Source organism: Winogradskyella algicola, from assembly GCF_005869935.1.
Lineage (GTDB): Bacteria > Bacteroidota > Bacteroidia > Flavobacteriales > Flavobacteriaceae > Winogradskyella > Winogradskyella algicola.
On the sequence record NZ_SZQF01000002.1, the window covers coordinates 86,179 to 111,883 of the forward strand.

The window sequence follows — 25,705 nt, forward strand, 5'->3', positions numbered from 1 at the left end:
AAAATATTAATTGTAAATATAAAACAAGACCATATATTTGTATATACAATTATTGTATATGGAAGAGTTAAAAAAAATATTAAAATCTAACGCAGATATACCTTTAGCCAAAGCAAGTATTATTAATATTTTTCACACATCCATGTGGATTAAAGACGAAATTCTACTACAATTAAAACCTTATGATTTATCTATAGAACAATTTAATGTTTTAAGGATACTGAGAGGTCAAAAGGGAAATCCTATCAATCTTCAAGACATTCAAGAACGCATGGTTAGTAAAATGAGTAATACAACACGATTGGTAGATAAGCTTATAAAAAAGGGATTTGTAGATCGTAATATATGCCCAACCAATCGTAGAAAGGTTGAAATAATAATTACAAAAAACGGCCTAAATGCTTTAAAAGAAGTTGATCCAATTGTAGAGGCTACTGAAAACAAGTTAACCAATAATCTTACACACGAAGAACTAGAACAATTAAATAAACTTTTAATAAAACTTAAAAACAAATAATTATTATGAAAAACAGAAATTCAAAATTCGCCATGCTATTTGTCTTAGCATTATCTTTTATGTCATTTACAATCTTAAAAGACAAAAAAGTAGATGTATCAACAAGTAAAGTAACATGGAAAGGTTACAAAGTTGGTGGTGAGCACGAAGGAACAATTAAACTAAAAGAAGGTTCTTTATCATTTAATGGAGAGGCTTTAGAAGGTGGCACTTTTACTATCGACATGACTTCTATTAACACTACAGATTTATCTGGTGACTATAAAGCGAAGTTAGATGGTCATTTAAAATCCGATGATTTCTTCGGTGTAGAAGAATATCCAACAGCGACTTTAACAATCACTTCGGTGAGTGGTGACAACGGAGAATACAATGTTAAAGGCGACATTACCATAAAAGGAATAACAGAATCTATTTCTTTTCCTATGACTGTTACTGAAAACTCTGCAACCGCAAATTTAAAAATCGACAGAACAAAGCACAAAATCACTTACAAATCGCCTTCATTATTAGAAACATTAAAAGATAAAGCTATCTATGATGAATTTGATATAAACGTAGAATTAAAGTTTTAATTCCCTGAGGATTAATAGTAATCCTTGTTATAAAGATTCTTGTCTTAGTAAATAATTTACATGAAGACAAGAATCTTTTTTATGATATAGTTTGAAATAAAGATTTTCATTTCTATATTTGATGCATCAATGAAAACAATAACAAATCATACTTGGTGGTGGAATTTTGCAAACGCGCGTTCGTGAAAGAAACCTTGTATGTAATATTATAGAAAAAGGCTTGTCATTCACGACAAGCCTTTTTTAATTTTAAATCATAAATGAAAACATTCAGTCTATACACACATTACAAAAAAATACTTGCAGATACCATTACTCCCGTAAGCATTTATCTTAAGATTAGAGATAAATTTCCTAATAGCATTTTGCTAGAGAGTAGCGACTATCATGCCAATGACAATAGTTTTTCTTATATCTGTTGCAACCCAATTGCTTCCATTAAAGTTAAGGATGGTTTAATTTCACAAACTTATCCAGACGGAAGTTCTAAAAACAACTTTGCAGAATCTATAGGTGTGGTAGAAGAAATCAACAAATTTACCCGACGATTTAAGGTAGATTCTAATGAAGACTTCAAATTTATAAATAACGGCATCTTTGGCTATACCGCTTACGATGCCGTAAAGTATTTTGAAGATATTGAAATTTCTAAGAAAGAAAATTCTATTGATATTCCAGATATTTATTATGCTGTATATCAAAACATCATTGCCATTAACCATTTTAAAAACGAAGCTTACATTTTTGCACATTGTTTTGATACTGATAATAATATTGATGAGATACATCAAATTATTCAGACAAGGCAATATGCATCTTATAACTTCAATGAAAAAGGAGATATTCAATCTAACCTAACCGATGAAGAATATAAACACCATGTTGATCTAGCTAAAAAACATTGTGCCAGAGGCGATGTCTTTCAACTGGTATTATCTAAACAATTTTCCCAAGAATTTAGTGGAGATGAATTTAATGTGTACAGAGCATTAAGAAGCATTAACCCTTCCCCTTACCTATTCTATTTTGATTACGGAAGTTTTAAAATCTTCGGAAGTTCGCCAGAAGCACAACTAATCGTTAAAGAAGGGAAAGCCGAAATACATCCTATCGCAGGTACCTTTAAACGAACAGGAAATGACCTTAAAGATGCAGAACTGGCAGAAAAGCTTATTAACGACGACAAAGAAAACAGCGAACATGTAATGTTGGTTGACCTCGCAAGAAACGATCTTAGTAGGCATGGTTCTAATGTTACGGTAGAAAATTACAGAGAGGTGCAATTCTTTTCGCACGTTATTCACTTAGTAAGCAAGGTTACTGGAACCAAAAATAAAGAAACTGATACTATGCAAATCGTGGCAGATACATTCCCTGCAGGAACATTGAGTGGTGCACCAAAACACATGGCAATGCAACTCATAGAAAAATACGAAAAAACAAGCCGTAGTTTTTACGGTGGTGCTATTGGTTTTATGGATTTTGAAGGCAATTTTAACCATGCCATTATGATTAGAACATTTTTAAGTAAAAACCACAAACTATTCTGGCAAGCAGGTGCCGGATTGGTCGCAAAATCCAGTCCGGAAAACGAACTACAGGAAGTCTATAATAAGTTAGGTGCTTTAACAAAAGCTATTGAACTTGCTAAAGAAATATGATTAGTGATTAGTGATTAGTGATTAGTGATTAGTGAAAAATTGATTAAGGATGACAATAAAAACAAATATTAATATATCAAAAAACAAATTCCCTTTCCTCTGGAAAGGGTTAGGGATAGGCTTATGAAAAAGGTTTTAGTAATCGACAATTACGATAGTTTCACTTACAATTTAGTTCATTATTTAGAAGACTTAAATTGTGAAGTCACTGTAAAACGAAATGACAAATTAACACTTGAAGACGTAGATGCATTTGATAAAATAGTGCTCTCACCTGGTCCTGGAATACCAGAAGAAGCCGGACTTTTAAAAGACATTATTACTAAATACGCACCAACAAAAAGTATACTCGGTGTTTGTTTAGGACAACAAGCTATTGGTGAAGTTTTTGGTGGCACACTAGAAAATCTAGATACAGTTTATCATGGTGTTGCAACACATGTAACGCTTTCTGTTGATGATGAGCCATTATTTAAAGGCATAGATAAAACCTTTGAAGTTGGCAGATATCACTCTTGGGTAGTGAGCAACAATTTACCAGAGGTATTAGAAGCTACTTCATTTGATACCAATGGGCAAATTATGTCATTAAGGCACAAAGTTTATGATGTAAAGGGTGTACAATATCATCCCGAATCTGTATTAACACCTGATGGGAAAAAGATTTTAGAAAATTGGGTGAATAGTTAAAAGCCCTTCCTAAATCCTTCCCAAAGGGAAGGACTTAAAAAGACAAAAAGATGGAAAAAATTGACTTAAATAATATTTAATTAAACAAACTAAATTCCCTTTCCTTCGGAAAGGGTTAGGGATAGGCCTATGAAAGAAATTTTAAACAGACTAATAAATCAAGAAAGCATCTCAGCAGAAGAAGCCAAAAGCGTTTTAGTGAATATTTCAAGTGGTGTATACAATCAAAGCCAGATTGCTTCTTTTTTAACCGTCTACATGATGCGAAGTATTACTACAGAAGAACTTCGTGGTTTTAGAGATGCCTTATTAGAACTATGTATTCCTGTTGAATTAGATGGTTATAATACTATTGATTTATGTGGTACAGGTGGTGATGGTAAAAATACGTTTAATATATCAACCCTATCCTCGTTTGTCACTGCTGGTGCTGGAGTACACGTAACAAAACATGGAAATTATGGTGTCTCATCTGCATCAGGATCCTCTAACGTTATGGAGCATTTAGGTATAAAATTTTCTAATGACATCGATTTTTTAAAACGCAGTTTAGATAAAGCAGGCATTTGTGTTTTGCATGCACCTCTTTTTCACCCTGCCATGAAAAATGTGGCACCAATACGTAAGGAGCTTGGTGTAAAAACCTTTTTTAATATGCTAGGTCCAATGGTAAATCCTGCATTTCCAAAAAATCAAATGGTTGGAGTTTTTAATTTAGAATTACTCAGACTCTATGGTTATTTATACCAAGAAACTGATAAAAATTACGCTATAGTACATGCTTTGGATGGTTATGATGAAATTTCGTTAACGGGAAAAACAAAAACAATTACCAATACTTCCGAAACTTTATTTGAAGCTCAAGACATTGGCTTAGAACAAATCGATGCTTCAGATATTTATGGCGGATCTACTGTAAAAGAAGCAGCTAAAATTTTCAAAAAAATTATTAACGGAAAGGGAACCAAAGCTCAAAATAACGTAGTCTGCGCAAATGCTGGTTTGGCCATAGCAACGGTAAAACAAATTACACACAAAGAAGGTATTGCAATGGCTGAAGAATCCTTAAAAAGTGGTCTTGCAAAATCTAGCCTTGAAAAATTGATTACGTTGAGCGATAAATAAGAAATCTGTGTATAGTAAGTAATAAGAACATAATACACTGATTGCTAAATACTTAGTACCGAACACTGAACACTGAATACTGAATACTGAAACATGAACATCCTAGATAAAATAGTCATTGACAAACGCAAAGAAGTTGCACTTCGAAAAAGCCTGATTCCTTTAAAACAATTGGAAACTTCAGTGCTTTTTGAAAGATCAACAATTTCACTTTCTAAAAGTCTAAAAAACAGCACTTCTGGTATTATTGCAGAACATAAAAGACGTTCACCATCTAAAGCTGTGATCAACCAAAACTTGGATGTGCAAGATGTTGCTAAGGGTTATGAAGATGCTGGTGTTTGTGGCATGTCTGTGCTTACAGATGGAAAATATTTTGGTGGTTCTTTAGACGATTTATTATTAGCTAGAGCCAGTTGCAATTTGCCACTATTACGCAAAGAATTTATTATTGACACCTATCAAATCTTAGAAGCCAAAGCTTACGGTGCAGATGTCATTTTATTGATTGCTGCAATCCTGACTAAGGAAGAAATAAAGCAATTTTCAGAATTCGCGAAAAGCTTAAAGCTAAATGTTTTACTTGAGGTTCATGATTTAGAAGAGCTTCAAAAATCCATTATGCCATCTATTGATATGTTAGGAGTTAATAATAGAAATTTAAAAACTTTTGAAGTAAGCTTAGAAACATCAAAAACATTGAGCAACCACATACCAGATGATTTTGTAAAAGTTTCAGAAAGTGGTATCAGTTCTATTGAAGCCATAAAGGAATTACAACCTTATGGTTATAAAGGGTTTTTAATTGGTGAAAATTTTATGAAAACTGATAATCCAGGAGAGAGTGCAACAAAATTTATAAAAGACCTAGCAGGTTTTTAAAACCTAGCATGTCTAAAACAAAACAAAGATTCCTGCCTTTGCAGCAATGACAGAAATTATGAAAATCAAAATCTGTGGAATGAAATATAATACAGCCGAAGTTGCAGCACTGCAACCAGACTATCTTGGCTTTATATTTTACGACAAATCACCTCGTAATTTTGAAGGTGTCATTCCAGATTTGCCAAAGTCAATCAAAAAAGTTGGTGTTTTTGTTGATGAAACAATTGACGTTATTATTCAGAAAATTAAAAAATTTGGACTTGATGCGATTCAGTTGCATGGTAATGAATCTCCTGATTATTGTAAAATCCTAAAACGTCATTACGAGAAGCGGAGCGACGAAGTAATCTCATCAAAAGAGACAGATTGCCAAGCCCTGACAAAAAGCGTCAGGACTCGCAATGACAGACCAATTGAAATCATCAAAGTCTTCAGCATCAAAGATAAATTCGACTTTAGTCAACTGCAACCTTATGAAGATGTAGTAGATTATTTTCTATTCGACACCAAAGGAAAATTACCTGGTGGAAACGGATACACCTTTAATTGGGATGTATTAAAAGCGTATCCATCAACAAAACCATATTTTTTAAGTGGTGGTATTGGCTTAGAAGAAATGGACAAGGTTTTGTCATTCATGCGAAGGCAGGAATCTAAATATTGCTATGCTATAGACATCAATAGCAAATTTGAAATTAAGCCTGGTTTGAAGGCTTTTGAAGAACTAGAAGAATTTAAAAAATACGTCACTTCGAGTGATTTTTGAAGAATGAAAAAATTGTATCGAGAAGTATTTGGTTCTGATATAAAATTCCATCAGATTTAATTCGATCTGACAAAATAAAATAAGATCCTGAAACAACACTTCGACAAGCTCAGTGTGACAGTTCAGGCTAACAAAAAACTATGAAAAACACATACAACATCAACGACAAGGGTTACTACGGTGAATTTGGTGGTGCCTTTATTCCAGAAATGCTCTACCCTAATGTAGAAGAACTACGCCAAAACTATCTAAAAGTAATGGCAGAACCATCTTTTCAAGAAGAGTTTAATCAATTACTTAAGGATTATGTTGGTCGTCCTTCCCCTCTCTATTTTGCCAAACGCCTTTCTGAAAAGTACAATACCAAGGTGTATTTAAAACGTGAAGATCTCAATCACACTGGTGCACATAAGGTTAATAATACCATAGGACAAATTCTTATGGCAAAACGCTTGGGCAAAAACAGAATTATTGCCGAAACTGGTGCAGGACAACATGGTGTTGCTACAGCCACAGTTTGTGCACTAATGGGAATGGAATGTATTGTTTACATGGGAGAAATTGACATTGCCAGACAAGCTCCAAACGTTGCTCGTATGAAAATGCTAGGTGCAGAAGTGAGACCTGCATTGTCAGGAAGTAGAACACTAAAAGATGCAACCAACGAAGCGATTAGGGATTGGATTAATAATCCAGTTGATACACATTACATTATTGGCTCAGCTATTGGTCCACATCCCTATCCTGATATGGTGACGCGATTTCAATCTGTTATTTCAGAAGAAATAAAATGGCAACTCAAAGAAAAAGAAGGTAAAGAAAATCCTGATTATGTGGTGGCTTGTATTGGTGGCGGCAGTAATGCTGCAGGCACATATTATCACTTTTTAGACGATGAAAACATTGGTATCATTGCTGTTGAAGCTGCAGGTAAAGGCATTCATACTGGTGAAAGCGCTGCGACTTCAGCATTAGGCAAAGAAGGTATAATTCATGGTTGCAAAACCTTATTAATGCAAACTGACGATGGTCAAATCACAGAACCTTACTCTATTTCTGCAGGATTAGATTATCCTGGTGTTGGTCCATTACATTCGCATTTATACAAATCTGGTCGTGGTGAATTTTACTCTGCAACAGATGACGAAGCCATGCAAGCAGGATTAGAATTGACCAAGCTAGAAGGTATAATACCAGCCATAGAAACAAGCCACGCTTTAGCTGTATTTAAACACAAGACCTTTAAACCAGAAGATATTGTTGTCATCAGCTTATCTGGCCGTGGTGATAAAGATTTACAAAACTATATTGATTATTTCGGACTTTAGTCCGAATGCTGAACTAGATTCAGCATCTTATGAATTGAAGTTAGAGTTTAATTAAAAAGATACCTGCTTTCGCAGGCATAAAATGAACAGAATAAACCAAAAACTAAACGAAGACAAAAAACTACTGTCTATATACTTTACAGCAGGTTACCCAAATATTGATGATACCGTTTCTATTATTCAAAATTTAGAACAAAGTGGTGTTGATATGATTGAAATCGGCCTACCTTTTAGCGATCCACTTGCTGATGGACCAACCATACAAGCCAGCTCGACAGCTGCACTAAAAAATGGTATGACTACTGAAAAACTATTCGAACAACTTAAGGATATACGGCAGTCTGTATCGATACCGTTAATCATTATGGGCTATTTTAATCCTGTGTTGCAATATGGTGTTGAAGCCTTTTGTAAAAAATGCCAAGAGATCGGTATCGATGGATTAATTCTTCCAGATTTACCTGCAGATGTTTATGACGAGGCATACAAAGCTATCTTTGAAAAATATGGTCTTATCAATGTGTTTTTAATTACACCTCAAACTTCAGAAGAACGTATTAGATATATCGATTCTATTTCAAATGGATTTATTTATATGGTAAGCTCTGCGAGTACAACCGGTGCGCAATCTGGGTTTGGAGAAACACAAACCAATTATTTTGAACGTATTTCAAAAATGAACTTAAACAATCCGCAAATTGTTGGATTCGGAATATCAAATAACGACACATTCACCCAAGCTATAACTCATACCAAAGGTGCTATTATTGGTAGCGCTTTTATTAAATATATTTCTGAAAACGGGATAAACTATTTAAACAACTTTGTTAACCCTATACTTGGCAAGAATTAATAGTTTTTAACAATTAAAACTTAGATTTTAAGATGCTTTTGGGACCTAAAAATGCTATAATTCCTTAAATTAAAAAAGAACACAAAAAACAAATAAATTATGGGAATTATAGCAGATAAGAGAAAGTTTAAACCAACAAAAGAACAAAACAATCCAACAAATCCTACTGGTAATGTCAATCAATCAACAAATGAATTTGATATTGATGAAAGTACCATTAAGGATCAACAGAAGAAAAAATAAGGATTAAACCATAAAAATAATAGAGCCTGTTCATATCTTTGAACAGGCTTTCTTATATGAAAAAAATAATAAACGACTGGAAATTAGTTATTCTTCTATGTCTAACACTTGGCTTAGCTCCATTTTTCCCAGAGCCACATATTGTTGGTAAGCTAAGATGGCTTATAGGAGGTGCTAATGGTATGACTGCAATGGATTATTTTGATGTATTGCTCCATGGATTTCCTTTTGTATTATTGTTGAGATTGATAATCGTTAAACTTAAAAAGTAAGGTTCTGAAACAACACTCCGACTGCGCTCAGTGTGACAGTTCAGAATGACAATTATTATGGCATTAAACATTGTCCTTGTAGAACCCGAAATACCAAACAACACAGGCAATATTGGTCGTTTAGCTTTGGCTACAGGATCTCGACTGCACTTGGTAAAACCTTTTGGTTTTGAAATTGATGACAAGCGCCTAAAACGTGCTGGACTTGATTATTGGCAACATCTTGAAGTTATTTATTACGAAAACAAAGAAGAATTCTTCAACCAAAATGAAGATAAAAAAATGGCTTTTCTGAGCAGTCATGGCACCAAATCGCATTGGGATATTAATTTTGAAGATGATATGTTTCTTGTTTTTGGTAAAGAATCTGTTGGTCTTCCAAAACCTTTAATTAAAGAACGAAAAGAAGACTTGTTCAAAATACCAATGTACAGTGAAAACATTAGAAGTCTTAATCTATCAAATGCCGTGAGCATTATCGTATACGAAGGTCTAAGGCAACTTCGTTAAAAATATCACAAAATAAACCTAACAATTAAACGCTTTTAAAACTAGGAAGTCATAGTAGTGTTCATTAACATATACTGAGCGTGTTTCAGTATTTAAACACAAAAAAATATGATTTCAAAAACATTAAAATTAGGCGTATTAGTTATCGCAATTTGCGCTGTATCATTTACAGAGGCACAAGAAAGACAACGTAAACACAAACCAAGTCCTGAAGAGTTATTTCAAAAATTAGATGCTAATGATGATGGCGCATTATCATTAGATGAATTTAAAGACAAACGTCAGCGAGAAGAAATAAAGGAAGAAACAATTGGCGAACACTTTAAAGAATTAGACACCGATTCTAATGGCTCATTATCAGAAGAAGAATTTACTGCCAGAAAAGAAGTAATGAAGCAAAAACGCATTGAAGAACGTTTTTCAGAAATGGACAAGGATGGTAACGGAACTATTGATTTAGACGAGTATAAAGCCTTTGTAGAAAACCATAAAAAAGAAAGACCAAAGCGCAAGCATGGTAAACACTAAATGTATTTTAAGAGGCTATCTAAAAAGTAGGAGAATCTGGTCATTCTGAATTTATTTCAGAATCTCAACAAGCTGATTTTTTTTAAGAATCTGAAACGAGTTCAGATTGACAAAACATTAACTTTTTAGGTAGCTTCTTTCTTTTTTAACCAATTAATTGTTTTGATTTTGTACCTTTTAGTTTTAATAAAAATAGGAATTATTGAAACACGCAAAATCCATGAAAATTATTTCAGAATATGTTCAAATTATTTTTGGTATCATATTAGCAAGTATTGGTTTAAAAGCTTTTTTATTGCCTAATGGTTTTTTAGATGGTGGTGTTACTGGTATCGCACTTTTAATAAGTTCTGTTTTAGACATTAATATTTCTATACTACTGATACTTTTCAGCATACCTTTTTTAATCTTAGGTTTTTATACGGTTTCAAAACGAATTGTCATAAAATCCATAATTAGTATTCTAGGCTTAGCGCTTTTTATTCAATTTGAAAACTTTAGTACAATTACAGAGGATAAGCTCTTAATATCCATTTTTGGTGGTTTATTTCTTGGAGCTGGTATCGGGATTGCCATAAGAAATGGTTCTGTTTTAGACGGTTCTGAAATTTTGGGTATTTATCTAAATGATAAATTTGGTATTAGTATTGGCCAAATTATCTTAATTTTCAATATAGTTTTATTTAGTATTACCGCGTTGGTACTTTCAGTAGAAGTTGCGCTCTACTCCATATTAACCTACATCGTGACTGCAAAAGTTACAGATCTAATCATAGAAGGATTTGAAGATTTTATTGGTGTGACTATTGTTTCAAAAAAATTTGAAGCAATTGAAGTTGCTATAACAGAAGAATTGGGTACTGGTATGACACTTTATAAAGGAACAAGAGGCTTAGGCAGTTCTGGAAAAACAGAAGACTTTGACATTATACATACTATTGTTAATCGTATAGATATAAAAAAATTGTATCGTGTTGTCGATAAGATAGATCCAAAAGCTTTTATTGTTGAGTTTGATGTTAATACTGTAAAAGGTGGTGTTCTACGTCATTATCTTGATAAGAAAAAGAACAAAGTACTACCTAAGTTATAAATACTCAGAATATTGCATCACTCTAAAATCAAACGTATTAAACTCAGGATTACTGGCCTTTAACTGTCTATATAATGGTAGTCTGCTTATTGATATATTCGCTGCTCCAGATGCTGAAGTTAGTGAGACGGTTTTTATAGTTCTCTCATGCTCTTTAGGAGATCCTGAAGCGAGTTCAGGATGACATAGCGTAAATTTATGGATTCTTGGCACTTCATTGGTAACTAATTCAAGTTTTAACTTGTAGTCTCTTAAATGCTTTCTAAAGAAATATTCTGGTCCATTTTTGCTGTTCCCACCTGTGAATAAGATTGTTTTAATATTTGGATAGTGTTTTATGTAACCAACAAGGTCTCTCAATTTCACATTATTCATTCCTAAATCTGAGGCATCAATTTTTTCACGTTCGCATGATGCTACAATATCGCAAACACCTATTTTGTTTTTAATCAAAAACTGTTTGCGTTGTGTTATGGCTTCTTCAGAATTGTCGTATCTAAAATTAAGGTTATGAATCTTCTCTATAAACAGCCACAACGAATTGTAATAACTTCCATAACAAAAATCAACATCTTGTTCTAATAAATCTCCTGTAGAAAATCTTGGAGGTGGTAAAGTGCCAACAATTAGTTTTTCGGTATCATGGTTTATAAATGGTGAATATGGATGTTTGTGAAGAAACACTATCTCGTAAACACTAGCTCTTTTTCAGAGGATAATTCTTCGCTATAACCATAGTTTTCATAGTTAAACCCTTTAACGTCGTCTAATGTTTTTGCATCTGTGTCAATAATGTACCTTGTCATTAATCCACGCGCTAATTTTGCAAAAATGGCAATGGTTTTATACTTACCATCTTTAAACTCTTTAAAGTTTACATCAATTACAGGTACTTTCAATGCTTTTTTATCCACGGCTTTTGAGTACTCGTTACTAGCAAGATTTAAAAACAGTTCGTCTTCGTCCAACTCGTCATTAAGTGCTTTAGTCACTTTCTTTTGCCAAAAATCGTAAAGATTTTTATTCTTACCAACAGGCATTTTCGTTCCCATTTCTAATCGGTACGGCTGTATTAAATCCAAAGGTTTTAAAATACCATACAAACCAGAAATTATACGAACCGTATCCTGTACCTTATCCAACTTTTCTGTGTCAATTGTATAAGCGTCTAAACCTCTATACACATCGCCATTAAAAGCATAAATGGCTTGCCTGGCATTATCTTTTGTAAATGGTAATTCCCATTCTTGGTTACGCTCATAATTAAGCTGACCTAAATTGTCTGAAATATGCATGAGTTTAGACAAACTCTTTGCAGACTTCTTTTTCAGTAACTTATTTAGTCTTTCTGCTTCTGCTAAAAAACAACCTTCAGAAGTTTTTGTAGTTGGCAATTTGCTTTCGTAATCTAAAGATTTTGCTGGTGATAGTATTAGTTTCATCGACACTATTTTGTCGTTCCCATAACAACGGGAAACGCATTAATTAAACAATTTCATTCAAGAGTAAAAATACGATGTAATTAGAATAGTTTCAAGTATTATCAACAACTAATCTAGATAGTTCAATAAGGAATGTCTATTCCTTAAAAGTCCAATGTAAATTGTCTTTCTGAACTGTCACACTGAGCGCAGTCGAAGTGTTGTTTCAGAATCTCGTTCTAAAATTTAATAAAATGCTGAAATAAATTCAGCATGATAAAAAACTTACGTCCTTACTGACTTTGATGCTTGGTATAGCTTCTCCACTTCTCTATGCACTGCTGCATATCTTCAGGTATTTCGGTTGAAAAGCTTAACCATTCGCCAGTTGTTGGGTGCTCAAAACCAAGGGTTTTAGCGTGGAGTGCTTGTCTCGGCAATACCTTAAATGCGTTTTCTACAAATTGCTTATACTTGGTAAAGGTTGTGCCTTTTAAGATTTTTTCTCCACCATAACGCTCGTCATTAAAAAGCGTGTGCCCAATATGCTTCATGTGTACACGGATTTGGTGCGTACGCCCTGTTTCGAGCTTACAACTCACCAAGGTAACATAACCTAAGCGTTCTAAAACTTTATAATGTGTTACTGCTGGTTTCCCTTTATAAGCTTCGTCTCCTTCATAAACCGTATTTTGAAGTCGGTTTTTGGGATGACGACCAATATTACCTTCAACCGTTCCGCTTTCTTCTTCAATATTTCCCCAAACTATAGCCACATATTCGCGTTCACTAGTTTTTTCTGCAAACTGATTAGACAAATGTGCCATAGCATGTTCGGTTTTAGCAACTACTAAAAGTCCGCTTGTATCTTTATCTATACGATGTACCAAACCAGGACGATTGCTAGAATTGTTTGGTAAATTTTCAAAATGATAGATTAATCCATTGATTAATGTGCCAGAATAATTACCATGACCAGGATGCACTACCATACCTGCAGGTTTATTAACCACCAACAACTCATCATCTTCATAAACTATATCAATAGAAATATCCTCTGCAACCAACAAATACTCATGTGGTGGATGCTCGAATTTTACAGTTATATGATCGTTTGGTTTTACCTTGTAATTGGATTTTACAGGTGTTCCGTTTACAAAAATACTGCCGTCTTTTGCTGCTTGTTGAATTTTATTTCGTGTGGCATTTTCAACAAAATTCATTAGGTATTTATCAATACGAAGTGGTTGCTGTCCTTTCTCAACCTTAAAAGCATAATGCTCATAAAGCTCGTCTTCTGCCTCAGACATATCTACGATATCTGCCATATTTTAGCGCTTTCCATTTCCTAACACTACATCTATTGTAGATGTTAGCGGTAATAGTGTACCTGGTTTTAAGGTTTTTCCTTTGTGTTTTAGACCTAAAACAACATCCTTTCCGATGTTATCAATGTAAGTAATGTTTCCTATTTTAAACTCTAGTGCTTCTAACTGAGGTTTTGCTTGTCTAAAGGTACGTTTTAAAATATTTGGAACCTCGACTTTACGGTAACCAGAAGGGTTGAGAATTAAATAAATCTTTCTATTCTCTTTTACCTGTGCACCTGCCACAGGGTTTTGCTCTATCACTGAATACTTGGGATAATTAGGATTATAATTTGCAGAATCTTGAATCTCCATTCTTAAATCGTTGTCATTTAATTCTATTTCAACAGTTTCTAATGATTTTCCTTTTAAGTCAGGTACTGTTACAAACTCACCATGGTTAGTACAACTTTTTAGAGATGTCAAGATTAGTAAACATAAAACAACAATTGCAACAATAGCCAATGCTAATTGCTTAAAAAACACTTTACTGGTTAAAAATTTCACAATACTCATAGGCTGTTATCTTGTTGACAAATCTAAATAAATAATCTAACGTTATAAAATTAATATACGTGTGCTGTGTTTCATTTAGATTATTGAAAATAAATGATACTTTTACGTTATATCTTGTTCAACTTACATTGCCTAGTTTTTAGGTCTTAAATATGAAAAAAAATATCGCCATAATTATGGGAGGCTACTCTAGCGAATATCAGATTTCGTTAAAGAGTGGCAATGTTGTTTTCGAAACTTTAGATAAAGAATCGTACAACGCATATCGCATCCATATTTTTAAAAACAAGTGGGTTTACGTTGATGAAAATGATAACGAATTCCCAATTGATAAAAATGACTTTTCAGTTATGGTGAATAACAGTAAAATTAATTTTGATTGTGTTTTTAATGCCATTCATGGCTCACCTGGCGAAGATGGCTACATGCAAGCTTATTTTAAATTACTCAATATACCGCAAACCAGCTGTAACATGTATCAAGCAGCGTTAACGTTTAACAAACGAGACCTACTATCAACATTAAAACCTTATGGCATTAAAACAGCTGAAAGCTATTACCTTAATCTAGGAGATGCTATTAATGAAGATGCTATAATAACTAAAGTTGGCCTACCTTGTTTTGTAAAAGCCAATAAAGCTGGTAGTAGTTTTGGCATTTCTAAAGTGTATAAAAAAGAAGATTTAAAAGCTGCAATTGAAAACTCATTTAAGGAAGATAATGAAATAATTATTGAGCAGTTTTTAGAAGGTACGGAAGTTTCCGTTGGTGTGATTTCGTATAAAGGTAAAATTACTGTTCTACCAATAACAGAGATTGTATCTGAAAATGACTTTTTTGATTATCAAGCTAAATATGAAGGTAAATCTCAAGAAATAACGCCTGCTAGAATTTCTGAAGACTATAAAACTAAAGTTGAAACTGTAGCCAAGAAAATATATAAAGTTTTAGGTATGGCAGGGTTTTCTAGAAGTGAATTTATTTTTAAAGATGATGAACCTCATCTTCTCGAAGTAAATACTGTACCTGGATTAACTAAAGAAAGTATTTTACCGCAACAAGCCGAAGCTGCTGGCATAAGTATGGCAGATTTGTTTAGTAACGCTATTGATGAAGCTATGAAGAATTAATAACTATCTTTGAGACAACAAAAGAAGTATCATAAATGAAACGTGCGCTTTTTCCTGGATCTTTTGACCCAATAACCAATGGACATTACGATATTATTAAACGAGGTGTGAAACTCTTTGATGAAGTTGTGGTTGCTATTGGTATAAATGCTGATAAAAAATATATGTTTTCGTTAGAAGAACGTAAAGCCTTTATTGAAAAAGCATTTGAAAACCAACCAAAAGTAAAAGTTACTACATATGAAGGCCTTACCGTAGATTATTGCAAAGAAATAAATGCTAAATTTATTTTAAGAGGTCTAAGAAATCCTGCTGATTTTGAGTTTGAAAAAGCGATTGCACATACTAATAGAAAGCTCTCGAAAATTGAAACGGTTTTTCTTTTAACAGCTGCCAAAACCTCTTACATCTCATCTTCTATAGTAAGAGATGTTATTAGAAATAATGGTGATTATACAGTTTTAGTTCCTGAGAGTGTTAGGGTAAAATCTTAAAAATTTAAACTTGTTTTATCTTGAGATCCTGAAACAAGTTCAGGATGGTAACAATTATTTATTGTAGTCAAATAATATTATTTCGTTTAGCTTTTTGTACAGCTTCTAATTTGTTATGAACTTGTAGCTTGCGATAAATATTCTCAATATGCTTTCTAATAGTTCCTGTAGAAAGGATTAAATTTTCTGCAACCGCATTATAGCTTAAGCCTTTACTTAATTGCTCTAAAACATCTACTTCTCTACTCGTTAATTTTATTTCCTCTTTTTCTTTTTCTTCAACAAAAGGGTTTCTAAGAAGTTTTAGTGTTTTTAAAGCTATAGAAGGATTCATTGCTGCACCTCCATTCAAAGTTTCTAAAATACCAGAATGTAAGTCTCCTGCATTAATTTCTTTTAATAAATAGCCATCTGCTCCTGCTTTTATAGCATTAAAAATGTTTTCGTCATTATCAAAAACAGTAAGCATTATAATCTTAATATGAGGATACTTTTGTTTTACCTGTTCTGTAGCTTCAATACCATTGATTACAGGCATTTCAATATCCATTAGTATTAAATCTACATTATTGTTTTCTTCTAATTTTATAAGAAGATCCTTGCCATTCATAGCTATAAACCTAACCTCTAAATCTTCAAAAAAAGAAAGTTTCTCTTCGACTGCTCTTATAAGAAAAGTATTATCGTCTACTATAGCTATTCTTGTAATCATTTGGTTTTTATTAGATTTTAAATATCCTCAAAAAAATTGTTAAATACTATACGCACTTTATCGTATTTATACCTGTAATATTATGTCTGTGCCTTCATTAATACTAGATTGTATTGCAAATTGTGCATTAATATCATCAGCACGTTTCTTCATATTATTTATTCCGTTACCAAGTTTTACGTTATTTTCATCAAAGCCCTTTCCGTTATCTTTTATACTAATAAACATCTTATTATCAATTTTTGAAAGATTGACATTTATGGTTGATGCATCTGCATATTTAACAGCGTTATTTATAGCTTCTTGTATTATTCTATAAATATTCATGCCCTTTACAGAAGAGAAAGCCATAGTATTATCTACTGAATCCTCTACATTGAAATTAAATTTTATGTTCTGGGCAGCAAGATTTGCATGATCTATAAAATTTGAGATACGAATCTGTAAGTCTTCAAAAGTAATTTTATCCTTATTCATTGCCCAGATGGTATCTCTTAATTCATAAATAGTGCCTGATGTAAAATCGCTTATCGTCTTAAGTTTATGAGTTAGCTTTTCATCTTTAATATCAAAGCCATATTTTAAATTGTCTATAGATGAAATAATAAAAGTGAGTTGTGCTCCTATATTATCATGCAAATCCCTACTAATACGCAAACGCTGTTCCTGTAGCTTATTTTGAGTTTCAATTTTTATTAAAGCGTCTTTAAGCTCATTTTCTTTTTGTAGCTGATGATTTTTTAGCTTCTGTTGGTTGTAGAACAGGAAACCTACTAAGCCTAGTATTAATGTTAACAGGGCTAATCCGTATAGTTGATAGTTTCGCTTCTGAATGACCAAATCTTGCTCTGCTAATTCTGCACGTTGTATAAGAATCTCTTTTTCCTTTTTTTCAGTTTCATATTTTACTTCTAAATCTGCTATTTTTTGGGCATTTTTTTCTGAGAATATTGAGTCTTTTAATTTTATATAGGTTCGCTTTTGCTGTCTGGCTTTGTCGTAGTTTCCAAGCATGTAATTGCTTTCTGCGAGTGTTAAGTACAAATCTGCGGAAACCAATTCTATTTCTGGATATTTCTTTACCAAATTAAAGCCTTCTCCTACGTAATGTTTGGCTATTTTTGGTAAACTTTTTTCGTTATAAAGTGTTGCTATATTATTGTACGTAGAGAGCATTCCACGCTCATCACCATTATAATTTTCTTTCTTTTTTAAAGCTTCTAAATATGTTTCTAATGCTAAATCTTTATTCCCTTTATCGTAGTATGCATTAGCCAGATTATCTAAAATTTTATAGTACTCTATTCGGTTATCGAGTTTTTTGGCCAACGCTAATCCTTTTTTATAAGACAATATCGCTTCATCTATTCTACCTAAATCCTTTAGGTTAATACCTATGTTGTTATGTGATGCTATTTGCTCATTTTCAAGGTTATACTTTTCCCTGACCTTTAATGCTTTTTTATGATATTCAAGAGCTTTGCCGTTAAGATTCATTTCTTGATAAATAAGCCCAATATTATTTAATGATGTGGATGTGGATTTTTCACTTTGTTGAGCTTCATCCATTTTTAAGGATTGAAAGAAGTAATCTAAAGCTTCATCGTAGTTGCCTCTATTCCAATTAAACATTCCCAAATTATTGATACACATGGATTCAATGTTCTTAAACCCAAAATCTCTACTCATCGTTAGTGCCTTTTCAAAATAATAAGCTGCAGAGTCCGATTTACCAGTAACATCCATATATATACCATAAGTATTTACTAACTCTGTTAGACCGAAATTAAAACCTGCAGCCTTGGCAGATTCTTTTCCTTCATTAAGTACTTTAAGTGCCATGTCTGTATTATTAAAAATATACCCAAAAGCTATTTTATTGTACATTCTAATTTTAACAGAATCGTTTTTTGTTTGGCGTGCAACGGTAAGTAAACTATCTAGATTTTGAGAGTAAGTTACTAGGCTAAAAAAGAAACACAGTAAAAGGATGAATTTTTTCTTCATAAAATTTAATAAAAAAAGCACCAGAAATATTCTACGTATCGTAGTTAGTATAACTGGTGCTTTTTTAAAGAAATTGATTAATAGCATTATCAATATATAGGTTTTTATTAATAATCTGATTTTTATTCGATTAAGACACATTTTAAGAAGATTAAGCGTAACTAATATTGCTACGCTTAATCTCAACACACCTTAACGATGATTTTTATTTTTTAAGATTATACGCATAAATGGTTTTGTCATTTGCCTTGTAGTAAAGATAACCACCATAATCATCTACTTTATACTCTGGCTTTTTGTCTTTTAGCAAAATTTCTTTATCTATTTCGCCAGTGTCTTTATTTACTTTAACCAAGCCTACTCCACTATCTAATTTTGTTAAAACAAATTGTGAATCTTCTGTAGCAGCAGACGCTTTAAAACGTTGAGACATCATATCAAAAGATGCACCTGCTATAGAGGCAAACATATCAGAAGCACGCTTGGCTTCTTTTCCATAGTCGTTATAATTTCTTAAGTTATTTATTCCTATACCATTATTATTCATTCCTGCTGCATAAGCCGTAGAGACTGTTGCTACAAGTGATGCTGCTGCTACAACTCCACCAACAATCTTCATAAATCCACTTTTACCTGGAGATTTGTAATATTTATGATACATTTCTGAGCCATTACTATCTAATGCCATTAGATTTTGAGAAGAGCTTAAAAAGATATTTCCATTTCTTATCTCCATGGTATTTGGTGACTCTTTTTCTTCAAATTTCACTTCAGAAAGCTCTGATACATCTCCAGAATTAGCATCTATAGCATATAAGACATTTCCGGCTGCAATAAGGTATCTATTGCTAGTTGCATCGTAAGTAGAAGCTACAGAAGCAGAATTTTTATATTTTAGTGGTTTGTCCCAAACCTGTTCGCCTGTTTCTAGATTTACAATGTTTGCATCTTCACCTGTAATATAAATTAATCCTTGTGGTGTGTGTGCCATCATCATAATATTTTCACCTGTTTTTAAAGGTTTTTTAAACAGTGTTTTTCCATCAAATGAAATTTTATTTATTCCGCCAGAGTAGATTCCAAACAAAATACCATCTTCCATGATATAAAAATGCTGCACATAGCCCTTTGTTTTTGGTGCCTTTTCCCAAAGGTCTTCTCCTGTTGCTGCACTAAACATGGTTATTTTAGATTCGGATTTGGCAGCAAATGCACCATCTCCACCTGCAACATCACTTACAACAGCCAAGCCTTGAGGTAAAATTTCAAATTTAGATACAATCCCTTTTACTTTTCGGTCGTCTTCCCAAAGTTCTTCACCTTTAACACCAATTTTGTGTATTCTTGTGTTTTTTCCGTTGGTAGTAGTTTCAAAACCATAAATTTCTTGTTCGGTTTTGTCTGCTACCAGCCAAGTAACACGTTTAATTTTATTGGTCCAAAGATCTTCTCCTGAGTGTGACTTTGCAATTAGACCTTGAGCTGTTGGTATAATTAAGAAATCCTTTAATAATAAAGGTGTTCCTGTTACACTAAAATCTTTTGCAACACCAACACGTCCTGGTTTATCCAAAAAGAAACTATAATCTAATTTTGATGTATTAAGATCATAGACTGCAACCTTTGGAGTCATCTTCTCGGCTTTGCTTCCTATTTTTTGAATTCCACTTACAATAAGTTTATTCTGAGGTAGTACAACATCACATGTATAAATCTGGTTCCAGCTGTCGTCATCTGAATTAAAAATCACTTTACCTTGCATGTAGTCTATAACTGCACGTTTGGTTTTTGAAACACCTGCAAATTTTGATCCTGCTCCTTGAGAAACAACAATGTAAGGTGATCCTGCAATAAAGTTAGTTTCTTCTGGTTTCAGTTTCCCAAAATTGTTAAAGGTAAATACTGGCTGGCTCTGCTCTGGTTTTATACCTGTAAGACCATCGTTAGTAGCTACAACAAGCACACCGCCTACTGTTAATGTCATCTCATTTATCTTTGCTCCAAGATCATAACTTTGGTCTGGATTTTCTTGAGCAAGCAATGATGTAGTACTTACAAAAAATACTAACATCATTAAAGTTTTAATTTGAGTCAATAGTGTTTTCATTATACAAACTATTACTGAACTTGTTTATTCAGATTAAACGAACCATCTGTGATTGTTTTTACAGACTGATCTCCATTAAGATTTTTGCAGGTAAACTCAAAAGTTCCTATTAATTTATCATCTGTTTCTTCAGAAACACTTAATGATCCTACCATAGAATTATCGTATGGTGCTTGCCAAATTTCTGTAGTTGAATTTTGTGGATTATTAAGATCTACATCAGTTTCTGTGTAAGAAGCTACATTTACGTTACTAATGTTAGAACCGTCTAAATCATAAGTTCCTACACCTTCATAACCCCAAATTGTAAACGAAAACGCATTACCATCGCTATTAGAAGCTATAATTATTAAGTTATTTCCGTTGTTTGCTATAGTAGCTGAAGAAGATATTTCCCAAGATTCGTAGTTTGTACCATCTACTTTTGCGACTAAAGTTCCTGATGGAGCATTACCACCATTTCCACCGTCATCATCACTGCTACATGATGTAAATGTTGCTAATGATAATGTCAATACTAATAACATAAAGTTTTTTAAAGTTCTCATTGTTGATTTAATTTATTGGTTAATTCTGAGGCAAATCTCAACAATAAGATGATGGCAAAACATACGATGAATTACGTATGTTTTTTCAAAACACTGATTTTTAATTATTTAAATTGTTAAAACGAAACTATTCAGCCTTATATTTGATAATCTTTATGTAACAAAACTCAGGAATCTACTACCTATAATTAACCAAAAATGTTAGTTATGTTTTATCAGTTTTCATATTGGTTATTAAAAATGAAACTTTCTCAACCTTCAGAGAAGGTTATAAACTATTGGATTGGTACAAACTCGGTTAATAAGCTAGAATATGCATTAATTCATGGCAATTATAAAACAAGGCAGCTAGCTGCTGAAGCTTTAGAATTTGTTGGTCAACCTTCTTCCATTCCTGTATTATTAATTGCTATTGATGACAAAATTAAAAATGTATCTATTGCTGCCCTAAACACACTAGAACAGTTACAAAACAGTGATGAATTGATTAAATCAATTGTAAGAAAACGTTTTGATTGGCTTAAAATACTTCGAGAAAAAGAGGAAAAACAAAACAACACAAAAACAAAAAAGTATAACATTTATCGTTGGGAACGTGCAAGCAAAAAGTCTTTTGAGATGGTAAAAGAAAGATTGAAACTACCTATTCGGTAATATTTAATCGAATTTAATATGAGGAAATTCTTTCTGAATCTGTGCTATCTCTTCTTGAAGATTATCTAAAAAATTTTGATGTGCTTTAGAATTTGGATTAAACGGACGATGCGCTTTTTTAGTTTGAATACTAGCTATCCTTTCTGAGATTTCTACGGCATCTTCCGCTAGCCAAACGGTTTTAAACGTTTCCCAAATGTAGTCTATCGCTAAATCATTTGGGTGAATCATATCTTGATTGTAAAACCTGTAATCTCTCAATTCGTCCATCATAATTTCATACGATGGAAAGTAAAACAGTTGATTTCTGGGCTCTATAATCTGATGAATTGCTGACAATAAATGGGCTTTACTTCTATTGTTTTCTACAAAACCATCTTTGAGATGCCTTACTGGAGATACCGTGAAAATGAAATTGACTTTTGGATTTACACTTCGTACTAAAGCAATTATACGTTCTAATGAGGCAACAATATCTTCAACAGACATCAACTCTTTTAGAAACTGTTTTTGAGGTATTTTATGGCAATTAGCAACAATTTTATCAGTTGCTTTATTTCTATAAACCCAAGCTGTACCAAGTGTAATTATTATGTGCGATGCAGATTTAACCTGATCTAATGTTTCACTTAATTGCGTGTTTAAACTCTTAAGTAATTGTGATTTAGAAAGCGTATTTAATTTTGAATGCGCATCGAAACAGCTATAAATTTCATTCTGACTTACAATCTCTAGGTCACTATAAAAATCTTCGTTTATACTTCTAGTGATTAGGTTTTCTATAGCCATAGGATGAAATAAAATACCGAATGGATTTACCTCTGATTGAAACTTATGATACTCGAACTTACTACCAATATTCTCAGAAAAACATGAGCCTAACAACATCAATCTAGACGTGTAATCTATTTGATGATGTGGTTGTTTTTGTAGTTTTATGTTGGTTTGTAGCTTCATAAATTATGAGATCCTGAAACAAGTTCAGGATGACAACTATAGATAATTCTTTGCAGCTTCTAAAGCCTCCTCAATACCTGCAGGATTTTTACCACCTGCTGTTGCAAAGAAAGGCTGGCCTCCGCCTCCTCCTTGAATGTGCTTACCTAATTCCCTAACAATCTGACCTGCATTTAAATCTTTTTCTGAAACTAGGTTTTTAGATATGTAGCAAGATAAGAGTGCCTTTCCGTTATTATCTGCGCCAAACAAAGCAAAAAGATTATCTACTTCACCGCCTAACTCAAAACATAAGTCTTTAATACCAGAAGCATCTAAATCTACTTTTTTGGCAATGAAATTCACGCCATTAAGCGCTGTGATTTCATTTTTAAGATCACTTTTTAAGTTCTTAGCTTTATCCTTTAATAATTGTTCTATCTGCTTTTTTAAACTCGCATTTTCGTCCTGTAAATTTTGAAGTGCTTTTACAGGTTCTTGAGCATTGTTTAATAGATCTTTCATTTCAAAATACGCTCTGTTATTTTCAAAATAAAAGTCTTTAACAGCATCATAAGTTATTGCTTCTATACGGCGAATTCCGGCTGCAACTGCACCTTCAGATACAATTTTAAAATGCCAAATATCTCCTGTATTCTTCACATGTGTACCTCCACAAAGCTCTATGGATTGTCCAAATCTCACAGTTCGAACTGTATCGCCATATTTTTCACCGAAAAGCGCCATTGCGCCATCAGAAATTGCTTGATCCATTGGTACATTTCTTTGCTCTTCCAATGCTAATTTTCCGTCGATACGTGCATTTACAAAGTTTTCAACATCTCTTAATTCTTCAACTGTTAGTTTAGAAAAATGAGAAAAATCAAATCGTAAATATTTAGAATGTACTGCAGATCCTTTTTGCTCAACATGTGTTCCTAACACTTCTCTTAATGCTTGGTGCAATAAGTGTGTTGCTGTATGGTTACACTCGGTTCTAAAACGTTGTTTTTGGTCTACAACAGCTTTAAACGTATCGTTAAGATCGTCTGGTAAATTTTTAGTAAAGTGAATAATGACGTTATTCTCTTTCTTGGTGTCTACGATGTAAACTGTATCTCCATGATTGTCTTGCAAATACCCTTTATCACCAACTTGTCCACCTCCTTCTGCATAGAATGGAGTGAGATTAAACACCAACTGATACAAATCACCTTCTTTTTTTGAAGTGACTTTTCTGTAGCGTGTAATTTTTACATTTGCTTCAAGCGCATCATAACCGATAAATTCTTGCTCAGCATCGTCAACTAAAATCGTCCAATCTTCAGTAGAAGTTTCACTTGCTTTACGCGAACGATTTTTTTGAATTTGAAGTTGTTCTTCAAATCCCTTTTCATCTAATTTTAAATTCTTTTCAGATAAAATTAAAGCCGTTAAATCTATAGGAAAACCATAAGTATCGTACAATTCAAATGCCTTCTCGCCCGAAACTGTATCGCCTTTTGTTTCTTCAACAATACCATTCAGCAAAATAAGACCTTGCTCTAGTGTTCTTAAAAAAGAGGCTTCTTCTTCCTTAATTACGTTTTCAATCAATTGTTTTTGAGCTTTAATCTCAGGAAACGCAGTTCCCATTTTTTTGCTCAACACATCTACTAAACGGTAAATAAATGGTTCTTTTTTATCTAAAAATGTAAAACCATATCTCACTGCTCTACGTAAAATTCGACGTATAACGTAACCTGCGCCTGTGTTACTTGGTAACTGACCATCTGCTATAGAAAACGCTACAGCTCTTACGTGGTCTGAAATAACCCTAATGGCTACATCTATTTTTTCATCCTTACCATAATCCTTGTTGGTAATGGTTTCAATCTCACGAATTATTGGTGTAAACACATCTGTATCGTAATTAGATTGCACGCCTTGTAACACCATACACAAACGTTCAAAGCCCATTCCTGTATCGATATGCTTATTTGGCAGTACTTCTAGAGATCCATTGGCTTTACGGTTGTATTGCATAAATACCAAGTTCCAGATTTCTACCACCTGAGGATGATCCATGTTTACCAAAGACTTACCATCAACTTTAGCTTTTTCTTCAGCCAAACGAATATCTACGTGGATTTCACTACATGGTCCACATGGTCCTTGGTCTCCCATTTCCCAGAAATTGTCCTTCTTATTTCCCATAAGAATACGATCTTCAGAAATGTATTGTTTCCAAATATCGTAAGCCTCTTGGTCCATTTTTAGTTTATCGCTATCATCGCTCCCTTCAAAAACAGTGACATATAAAATACCTTTGTCTATACCATAAACTTCGGTTAGTAACTCCCAAGCCCAAGCAATGGCTTCTTTCTTAAAGTAGTCTCCAAAACTCCAGTTACCAAGCATTTCAAAAAGTGTGTGATGATACGTATCGTAACCCACTTCTTCTAAGTCATTATGCTTACCAGAAACTCTTAAACATTTTTGAGTATCTGCAATTCTGTTATTTTTTGGTTCACTATTACCAAGAAAAAATTCTTTAAAAGGTGCCATACCAGAATTTACAAACATTAAGGTAGGGTCATTTTTTAAGACCATTGGTGCAGATGGCACTACAAGGTGTTTTTTACCTTCAAAAAAACTTAAAAACTTAGAACGAATATCTTGAGACGTCATATACTGAAATTATGCTAATTATTATGTTATTGTCGCAAATGCAAAACAATTTTTTATCTTTTCTCTGCTAATTTTTAATATAATTTTTTTGTCAGAG

At 33.0% G+C, this 25,705-nt stretch carries 27 protein-coding genes; 17 read left to right on the forward strand and 10 right to left on the reverse strand.

What is annotated here, in order from left to right; all coding sequences use genetic code 11:
* Positions 1-58 precede the first annotated feature (58 nt).
* The 14 genes from FC091_RS04880 to FC091_RS04940 all read left to right on the forward strand — a co-directional run bounded on the left by FC091_RS04880 (position 59) and on the right by FC091_RS04940 (position 11,046).
* Positions 59-517 carry a MarR family winged helix-turn-helix transcriptional regulator gene (locus tag FC091_RS04880; protein WP_138433154.1) on the forward strand — a complete coding sequence of 153 codons (459 nt, stop codon included), beginning with the start codon at positions 59-61 and terminating at the stop codon, positions 515-517.
* A 5-nt stretch (positions 518-522) separates the two neighbouring features.
* Positions 523-1,092, forward strand: coding sequence for a YceI family protein (locus tag FC091_RS04885; RefSeq protein ID WP_138433155.1), 570 nt, complete (start codon positions 523-525; stop codon positions 1,090-1,092).
* 260 nt (positions 1,093-1,352) lie between these two features.
* Positions 1,353-2,753: an anthranilate synthase component I family protein gene (locus FC091_RS04890; RefSeq protein WP_138433156.1), complete on the forward strand. Its 1,401-nt coding sequence runs from the start codon at positions 1,353-1,355 to the stop codon at positions 2,751-2,753.
* Positions 2,754-2,876: 123 nt separating this feature from the next.
* Entirely contained in the window at positions 2,877-3,443 is a 567-nt protein-coding gene (locus tag FC091_RS04895; protein ID WP_138433157.1) for an anthranilate synthase component II, read from the forward strand.
* A gap of 129 nt (positions 3,444-3,572) precedes the next feature.
* Positions 3,573-4,568, forward strand: a complete 996-nt coding sequence (trpD, locus tag FC091_RS04900) for an anthranilate phosphoribosyltransferase (protein WP_138433158.1) — start codon at positions 3,573-3,575, stop codon at positions 4,566-4,568.
* A gap of 93 nt (positions 4,569-4,661) precedes the next feature.
* Positions 4,662-5,450 (forward strand): indole-3-glycerol phosphate synthase TrpC, encoded by a 789-nt coding sequence (gene trpC, locus FC091_RS04905; RefSeq protein ID WP_138433159.1) that lies wholly within the window; start codon positions 4,662-4,664, stop codon positions 5,448-5,450.
* A gap of 58 nt (positions 5,451-5,508) precedes the next feature.
* Positions 5,509-6,219, forward strand: coding sequence for a phosphoribosylanthranilate isomerase (locus tag FC091_RS04910; RefSeq protein ID WP_138433160.1), 711 nt, complete (start codon positions 5,509-5,511; stop codon positions 6,217-6,219).
* Between the two features lie 140 nt (positions 6,220-6,359).
* Positions 6,360-7,547 (forward strand): tryptophan synthase subunit beta, encoded by a 1,188-nt coding sequence (gene trpB / locus FC091_RS04915; RefSeq protein WP_138433161.1) that lies wholly within the window; start codon positions 6,360-6,362, stop codon positions 7,545-7,547.
* Positions 7,548-7,629: 82 nt separating this feature from the next.
* Positions 7,630-8,400, forward strand: a complete 771-nt coding sequence (gene trpA / locus FC091_RS04920) for a tryptophan synthase subunit alpha (protein ID WP_138433162.1) — start codon at positions 7,630-7,632, stop codon at positions 8,398-8,400.
* A gap of 99 nt (positions 8,401-8,499) precedes the next feature.
* Positions 8,500-8,643: a hypothetical protein gene (locus FC091_RS15185; RefSeq protein ID WP_171032463.1), complete on the forward strand. Its 144-nt coding sequence runs from the start codon at positions 8,500-8,502 to the stop codon at positions 8,641-8,643.
* A 56-nt stretch (positions 8,644-8,699) separates the two neighbouring features.
* Entirely contained in the window at positions 8,700-8,915 is a 216-nt protein-coding gene (locus tag FC091_RS04925) for a hypothetical protein (protein ID WP_138433163.1), read from the forward strand.
* A 57-nt stretch (positions 8,916-8,972) separates the two neighbouring features.
* Complete coding sequence (locus tag FC091_RS04930; RefSeq protein ID WP_138433164.1) at positions 8,973-9,425, forward strand: tRNA (cytidine(34)-2'-O)-methyltransferase; 453 nt, start codon at positions 8,973-8,975, stop codon at positions 9,423-9,425.
* A 108-nt stretch (positions 9,426-9,533) separates the two neighbouring features.
* Positions 9,534-9,953 carry an EF-hand domain-containing protein gene (locus FC091_RS04935; RefSeq protein ID WP_138433165.1) on the forward strand — a complete coding sequence of 140 codons (420 nt, stop codon included), beginning with the start codon at positions 9,534-9,536 and terminating at the stop codon, positions 9,951-9,953.
* A gap of 220 nt (positions 9,954-10,173) precedes the next feature.
* Positions 10,174-11,046 carry a YitT family protein gene (locus tag FC091_RS04940; protein ID WP_076617325.1) on the forward strand — a complete coding sequence of 291 codons (873 nt, stop codon included), beginning with the start codon at positions 10,174-10,176 and terminating at the stop codon, positions 11,044-11,046.
* Here the strand turns inward: FC091_RS04940 and FC091_RS04945 are convergent.
* The 4 genes from FC091_RS04945 to FC091_RS04960 all read right to left on the reverse strand — a co-directional run bounded on the left by FC091_RS04945 (position 11,041) and on the right by FC091_RS04960 (position 14,350).
* Positions 11,041-11,730, reverse strand: coding sequence for a uracil-DNA glycosylase family protein (locus tag FC091_RS04945; RefSeq protein ID WP_138433166.1), 690 nt, complete (start codon positions 11,728-11,730; stop codon positions 11,041-11,043). The genes FC091_RS04940 and FC091_RS04945 overlap by 6 nt on opposite strands.
* A complete protein-coding gene (yaaA, locus tag FC091_RS04950) occupies positions 11,730-12,488 on the reverse strand; it encodes a peroxide stress protein YaaA (protein WP_138433167.1) in 759 nt (252 codons plus the stop codon). The genes FC091_RS04945 and yaaA overlap by 1 nt, the downstream gene beginning before the upstream one ends.
* 272 nt (positions 12,489-12,760) lie before the next feature.
* On the reverse strand, positions 12,761-13,795 hold the full coding sequence (locus FC091_RS04955; RefSeq protein WP_171032464.1) for an RluA family pseudouridine synthase: 1,035 nt from the start codon (positions 13,793-13,795) through the stop codon (positions 12,761-12,763).
* A gap of 3 nt (positions 13,796-13,798) precedes the next feature.
* Positions 13,799-14,350 (reverse strand): PASTA domain-containing protein, encoded by a 552-nt coding sequence (locus tag FC091_RS04960; protein WP_138433168.1) that lies wholly within the window; start codon positions 14,348-14,350, stop codon positions 13,799-13,801.
* A gap of 152 nt (positions 14,351-14,502) precedes the next feature.
* On the opposite strand from FC091_RS04960, the gene FC091_RS04965 reads away from it, so the two are divergent.
* Entirely contained in the window at positions 14,503-15,480 is a 978-nt protein-coding gene (locus FC091_RS04965) for a D-alanine--D-alanine ligase (protein ID WP_138433169.1), read from the forward strand.
* 35 nt (positions 15,481-15,515) lie between these two features.
* Entirely contained in the window at positions 15,516-15,974 is a 459-nt protein-coding gene (gene coaD / locus FC091_RS04970) for a pantetheine-phosphate adenylyltransferase (RefSeq protein ID WP_138433170.1), read from the forward strand.
* 67 nt (positions 15,975-16,041) lie between these two features.
* Here coaD and FC091_RS04975 read toward each other — a convergent pair whose 3' ends face one another.
* From FC091_RS04975 to FC091_RS04990, 4 genes are all read right to left on the reverse strand, one after another.
* Complete coding sequence (locus tag FC091_RS04975; RefSeq protein ID WP_138433171.1) at positions 16,042-16,686, reverse strand: response regulator; 645 nt, start codon at positions 16,684-16,686, stop codon at positions 16,042-16,044.
* 66 nt (positions 16,687-16,752) lie between these two features.
* Positions 16,753-18,693: a tetratricopeptide repeat-containing sensor histidine kinase gene (locus FC091_RS04980; protein WP_171032465.1), complete on the reverse strand. Its 1,941-nt coding sequence runs from the start codon at positions 18,691-18,693 to the stop codon at positions 16,753-16,755.
* Between the two features lie 205 nt (positions 18,694-18,898).
* Positions 18,899-20,800, reverse strand: coding sequence for an outer membrane protein assembly factor BamB family protein (locus FC091_RS04985; protein WP_138433173.1), 1,902 nt, complete (start codon positions 20,798-20,800; stop codon positions 18,899-18,901).
* Between the two features lie 11 nt (positions 20,801-20,811).
* Entirely contained in the window at positions 20,812-21,348 is a 537-nt protein-coding gene (locus tag FC091_RS04990) for a DUF6252 family protein (protein WP_138433174.1), read from the reverse strand.
* A 240-nt stretch (positions 21,349-21,588) separates the two neighbouring features.
* Between FC091_RS04990 and FC091_RS04995 the strand changes: the two genes are divergently transcribed.
* A complete protein-coding gene (locus FC091_RS04995) occupies positions 21,589-22,002 on the forward strand; it encodes a HEAT repeat domain-containing protein (protein ID WP_138433175.1) in 414 nt (137 codons plus the stop codon).
* Between the two features lie 3 nt (positions 22,003-22,005).
* Here the strand turns inward: FC091_RS04995 and FC091_RS05000 are convergent, their stop codons facing one another.
* Both FC091_RS05000 and alaS read right to left on the reverse strand, forming a co-directional pair.
* Positions 22,006-22,959, reverse strand: coding sequence for a GSCFA domain-containing protein (locus FC091_RS05000; RefSeq protein WP_138433176.1), 954 nt, complete (start codon positions 22,957-22,959; stop codon positions 22,006-22,008).
* 36 nt (positions 22,960-22,995) lie between these two features.
* A complete protein-coding gene (alaS, locus tag FC091_RS05005; RefSeq protein WP_138433177.1) occupies positions 22,996-25,608 on the reverse strand; it encodes an alanine--tRNA ligase in 2,613 nt (870 codons plus the stop codon).
* Positions 25,609-25,705: the final 97 nt, after the last annotated feature.

Bases quoted from the DNA above. Each gene is read 5' to 3' on its own strand.
- coaD (WP_138433170.1), top strand. From the start codon at position 15,516: ATGAAACGTGCGCTTTTTCCTGGATCTTTTGACCCAATAACCAATGGA.
- FC091_RS04955 (WP_171032464.1), bottom strand. From the start codon at position 13,795: ATGGCAGATATCGTAGATATGTCTGAGGCAGAAGACGAGCTTTATGAG.
- FC091_RS04935 (WP_138433165.1), top strand. From the start codon at position 9,534: ATGATTTCAAAAACATTAAAATTAGGCGTATTAGTTATCGCAATTTGC.
- FC091_RS04940 (WP_076617325.1), top strand. From the start codon at position 10,174: ATGAAAATTATTTCAGAATATGTTCAAATTATTTTTGGTATCATATTA.
- FC091_RS04975 (WP_138433171.1), bottom strand. From the start codon at position 16,686: ATGATTACAAGAATAGCTATAGTAGACGATAATACTTTTCTTATAAGA.
- FC091_RS04890 (WP_138433156.1), top strand. From the start codon at position 1,353: ATGAAAACATTCAGTCTATACACACATTACAAAAAAATACTTGCAGAT.
- FC091_RS04990 (WP_138433174.1), bottom strand. From the start codon at position 21,348: ATGAGAACTTTAAAAAACTTTATGTTATTAGTATTGACATTATCATTA.
- FC091_RS04965 (WP_138433169.1), top strand. From the start codon at position 14,503: ATGAAAAAAAATATCGCCATAATTATGGGAGGCTACTCTAGCGAATAT.
- FC091_RS15185 (WP_171032463.1), top strand. From the start codon at position 8,500: ATGGGAATTATAGCAGATAAGAGAAAGTTTAAACCAACAAAAGAACAA.
- FC091_RS04985 (WP_138433173.1), bottom strand. From the start codon at position 20,800: ATGAAAACACTATTGACTCAAATTAAAACTTTAATGATGTTAGTATTT.
- yaaA (WP_138433167.1), bottom strand. From the start codon at position 12,488: ATGAAACTAATACTATCACCAGCAAAATCTTTAGATTACGAAAGCAAA.
- FC091_RS04880 (WP_138433154.1), top strand. From the start codon at position 59: ATGGAAGAGTTAAAAAAAATATTAAAATCTAACGCAGATATACCTTTA.
- FC091_RS04910 (WP_138433160.1), top strand. From the start codon at position 5,509: ATGAAAATCAAAATCTGTGGAATGAAATATAATACAGCCGAAGTTGCA.
- trpB (WP_138433161.1), top strand. From the start codon at position 6,360: ATGAAAAACACATACAACATCAACGACAAGGGTTACTACGGTGAATTT.
- FC091_RS04995 (WP_138433175.1), top strand. From the start codon at position 21,589: ATGAAACTTTCTCAACCTTCAGAGAAGGTTATAAACTATTGGATTGGT.
- trpA (WP_138433162.1), top strand. From the start codon at position 7,630: ATGAACAGAATAAACCAAAAACTAAACGAAGACAAAAAACTACTGTCT.
- FC091_RS05000 (WP_138433176.1), bottom strand. From the start codon at position 22,959: ATGAAGCTACAAACCAACATAAAACTACAAAAACAACCACATCATCAA.
- trpD (WP_138433158.1), top strand. From the start codon at position 3,573: ATGAAAGAAATTTTAAACAGACTAATAAATCAAGAAAGCATCTCAGCA.
- trpC (WP_138433159.1), top strand. From the start codon at position 4,662: ATGAACATCCTAGATAAAATAGTCATTGACAAACGCAAAGAAGTTGCA.
- FC091_RS04925 (WP_138433163.1), top strand. From the start codon at position 8,700: ATGAAAAAAATAATAAACGACTGGAAATTAGTTATTCTTCTATGTCTA.
- FC091_RS04895 (WP_138433157.1), top strand. From the start codon at position 2,877: ATGAAAAAGGTTTTAGTAATCGACAATTACGATAGTTTCACTTACAAT.
- alaS (WP_138433177.1), bottom strand. From the start codon at position 25,608: ATGACGTCTCAAGATATTCGTTCTAAGTTTTTAAGTTTTTTTGAAGGT.
- FC091_RS04930 (WP_138433164.1), top strand. From the start codon at position 8,973: ATGGCATTAAACATTGTCCTTGTAGAACCCGAAATACCAAACAACACA.
- FC091_RS04885 (WP_138433155.1), top strand. From the start codon at position 523: ATGAAAAACAGAAATTCAAAATTCGCCATGCTATTTGTCTTAGCATTA.
- FC091_RS04960 (WP_138433168.1), bottom strand. From the start codon at position 14,350: ATGAGTATTGTGAAATTTTTAACCAGTAAAGTGTTTTTTAAGCAATTA.
- FC091_RS04980 (WP_171032465.1), bottom strand. From the start codon at position 18,693: ATGAAGAAAAAATTCATCCTTTTACTGTGTTTCTTTTTTAGCCTAGTA.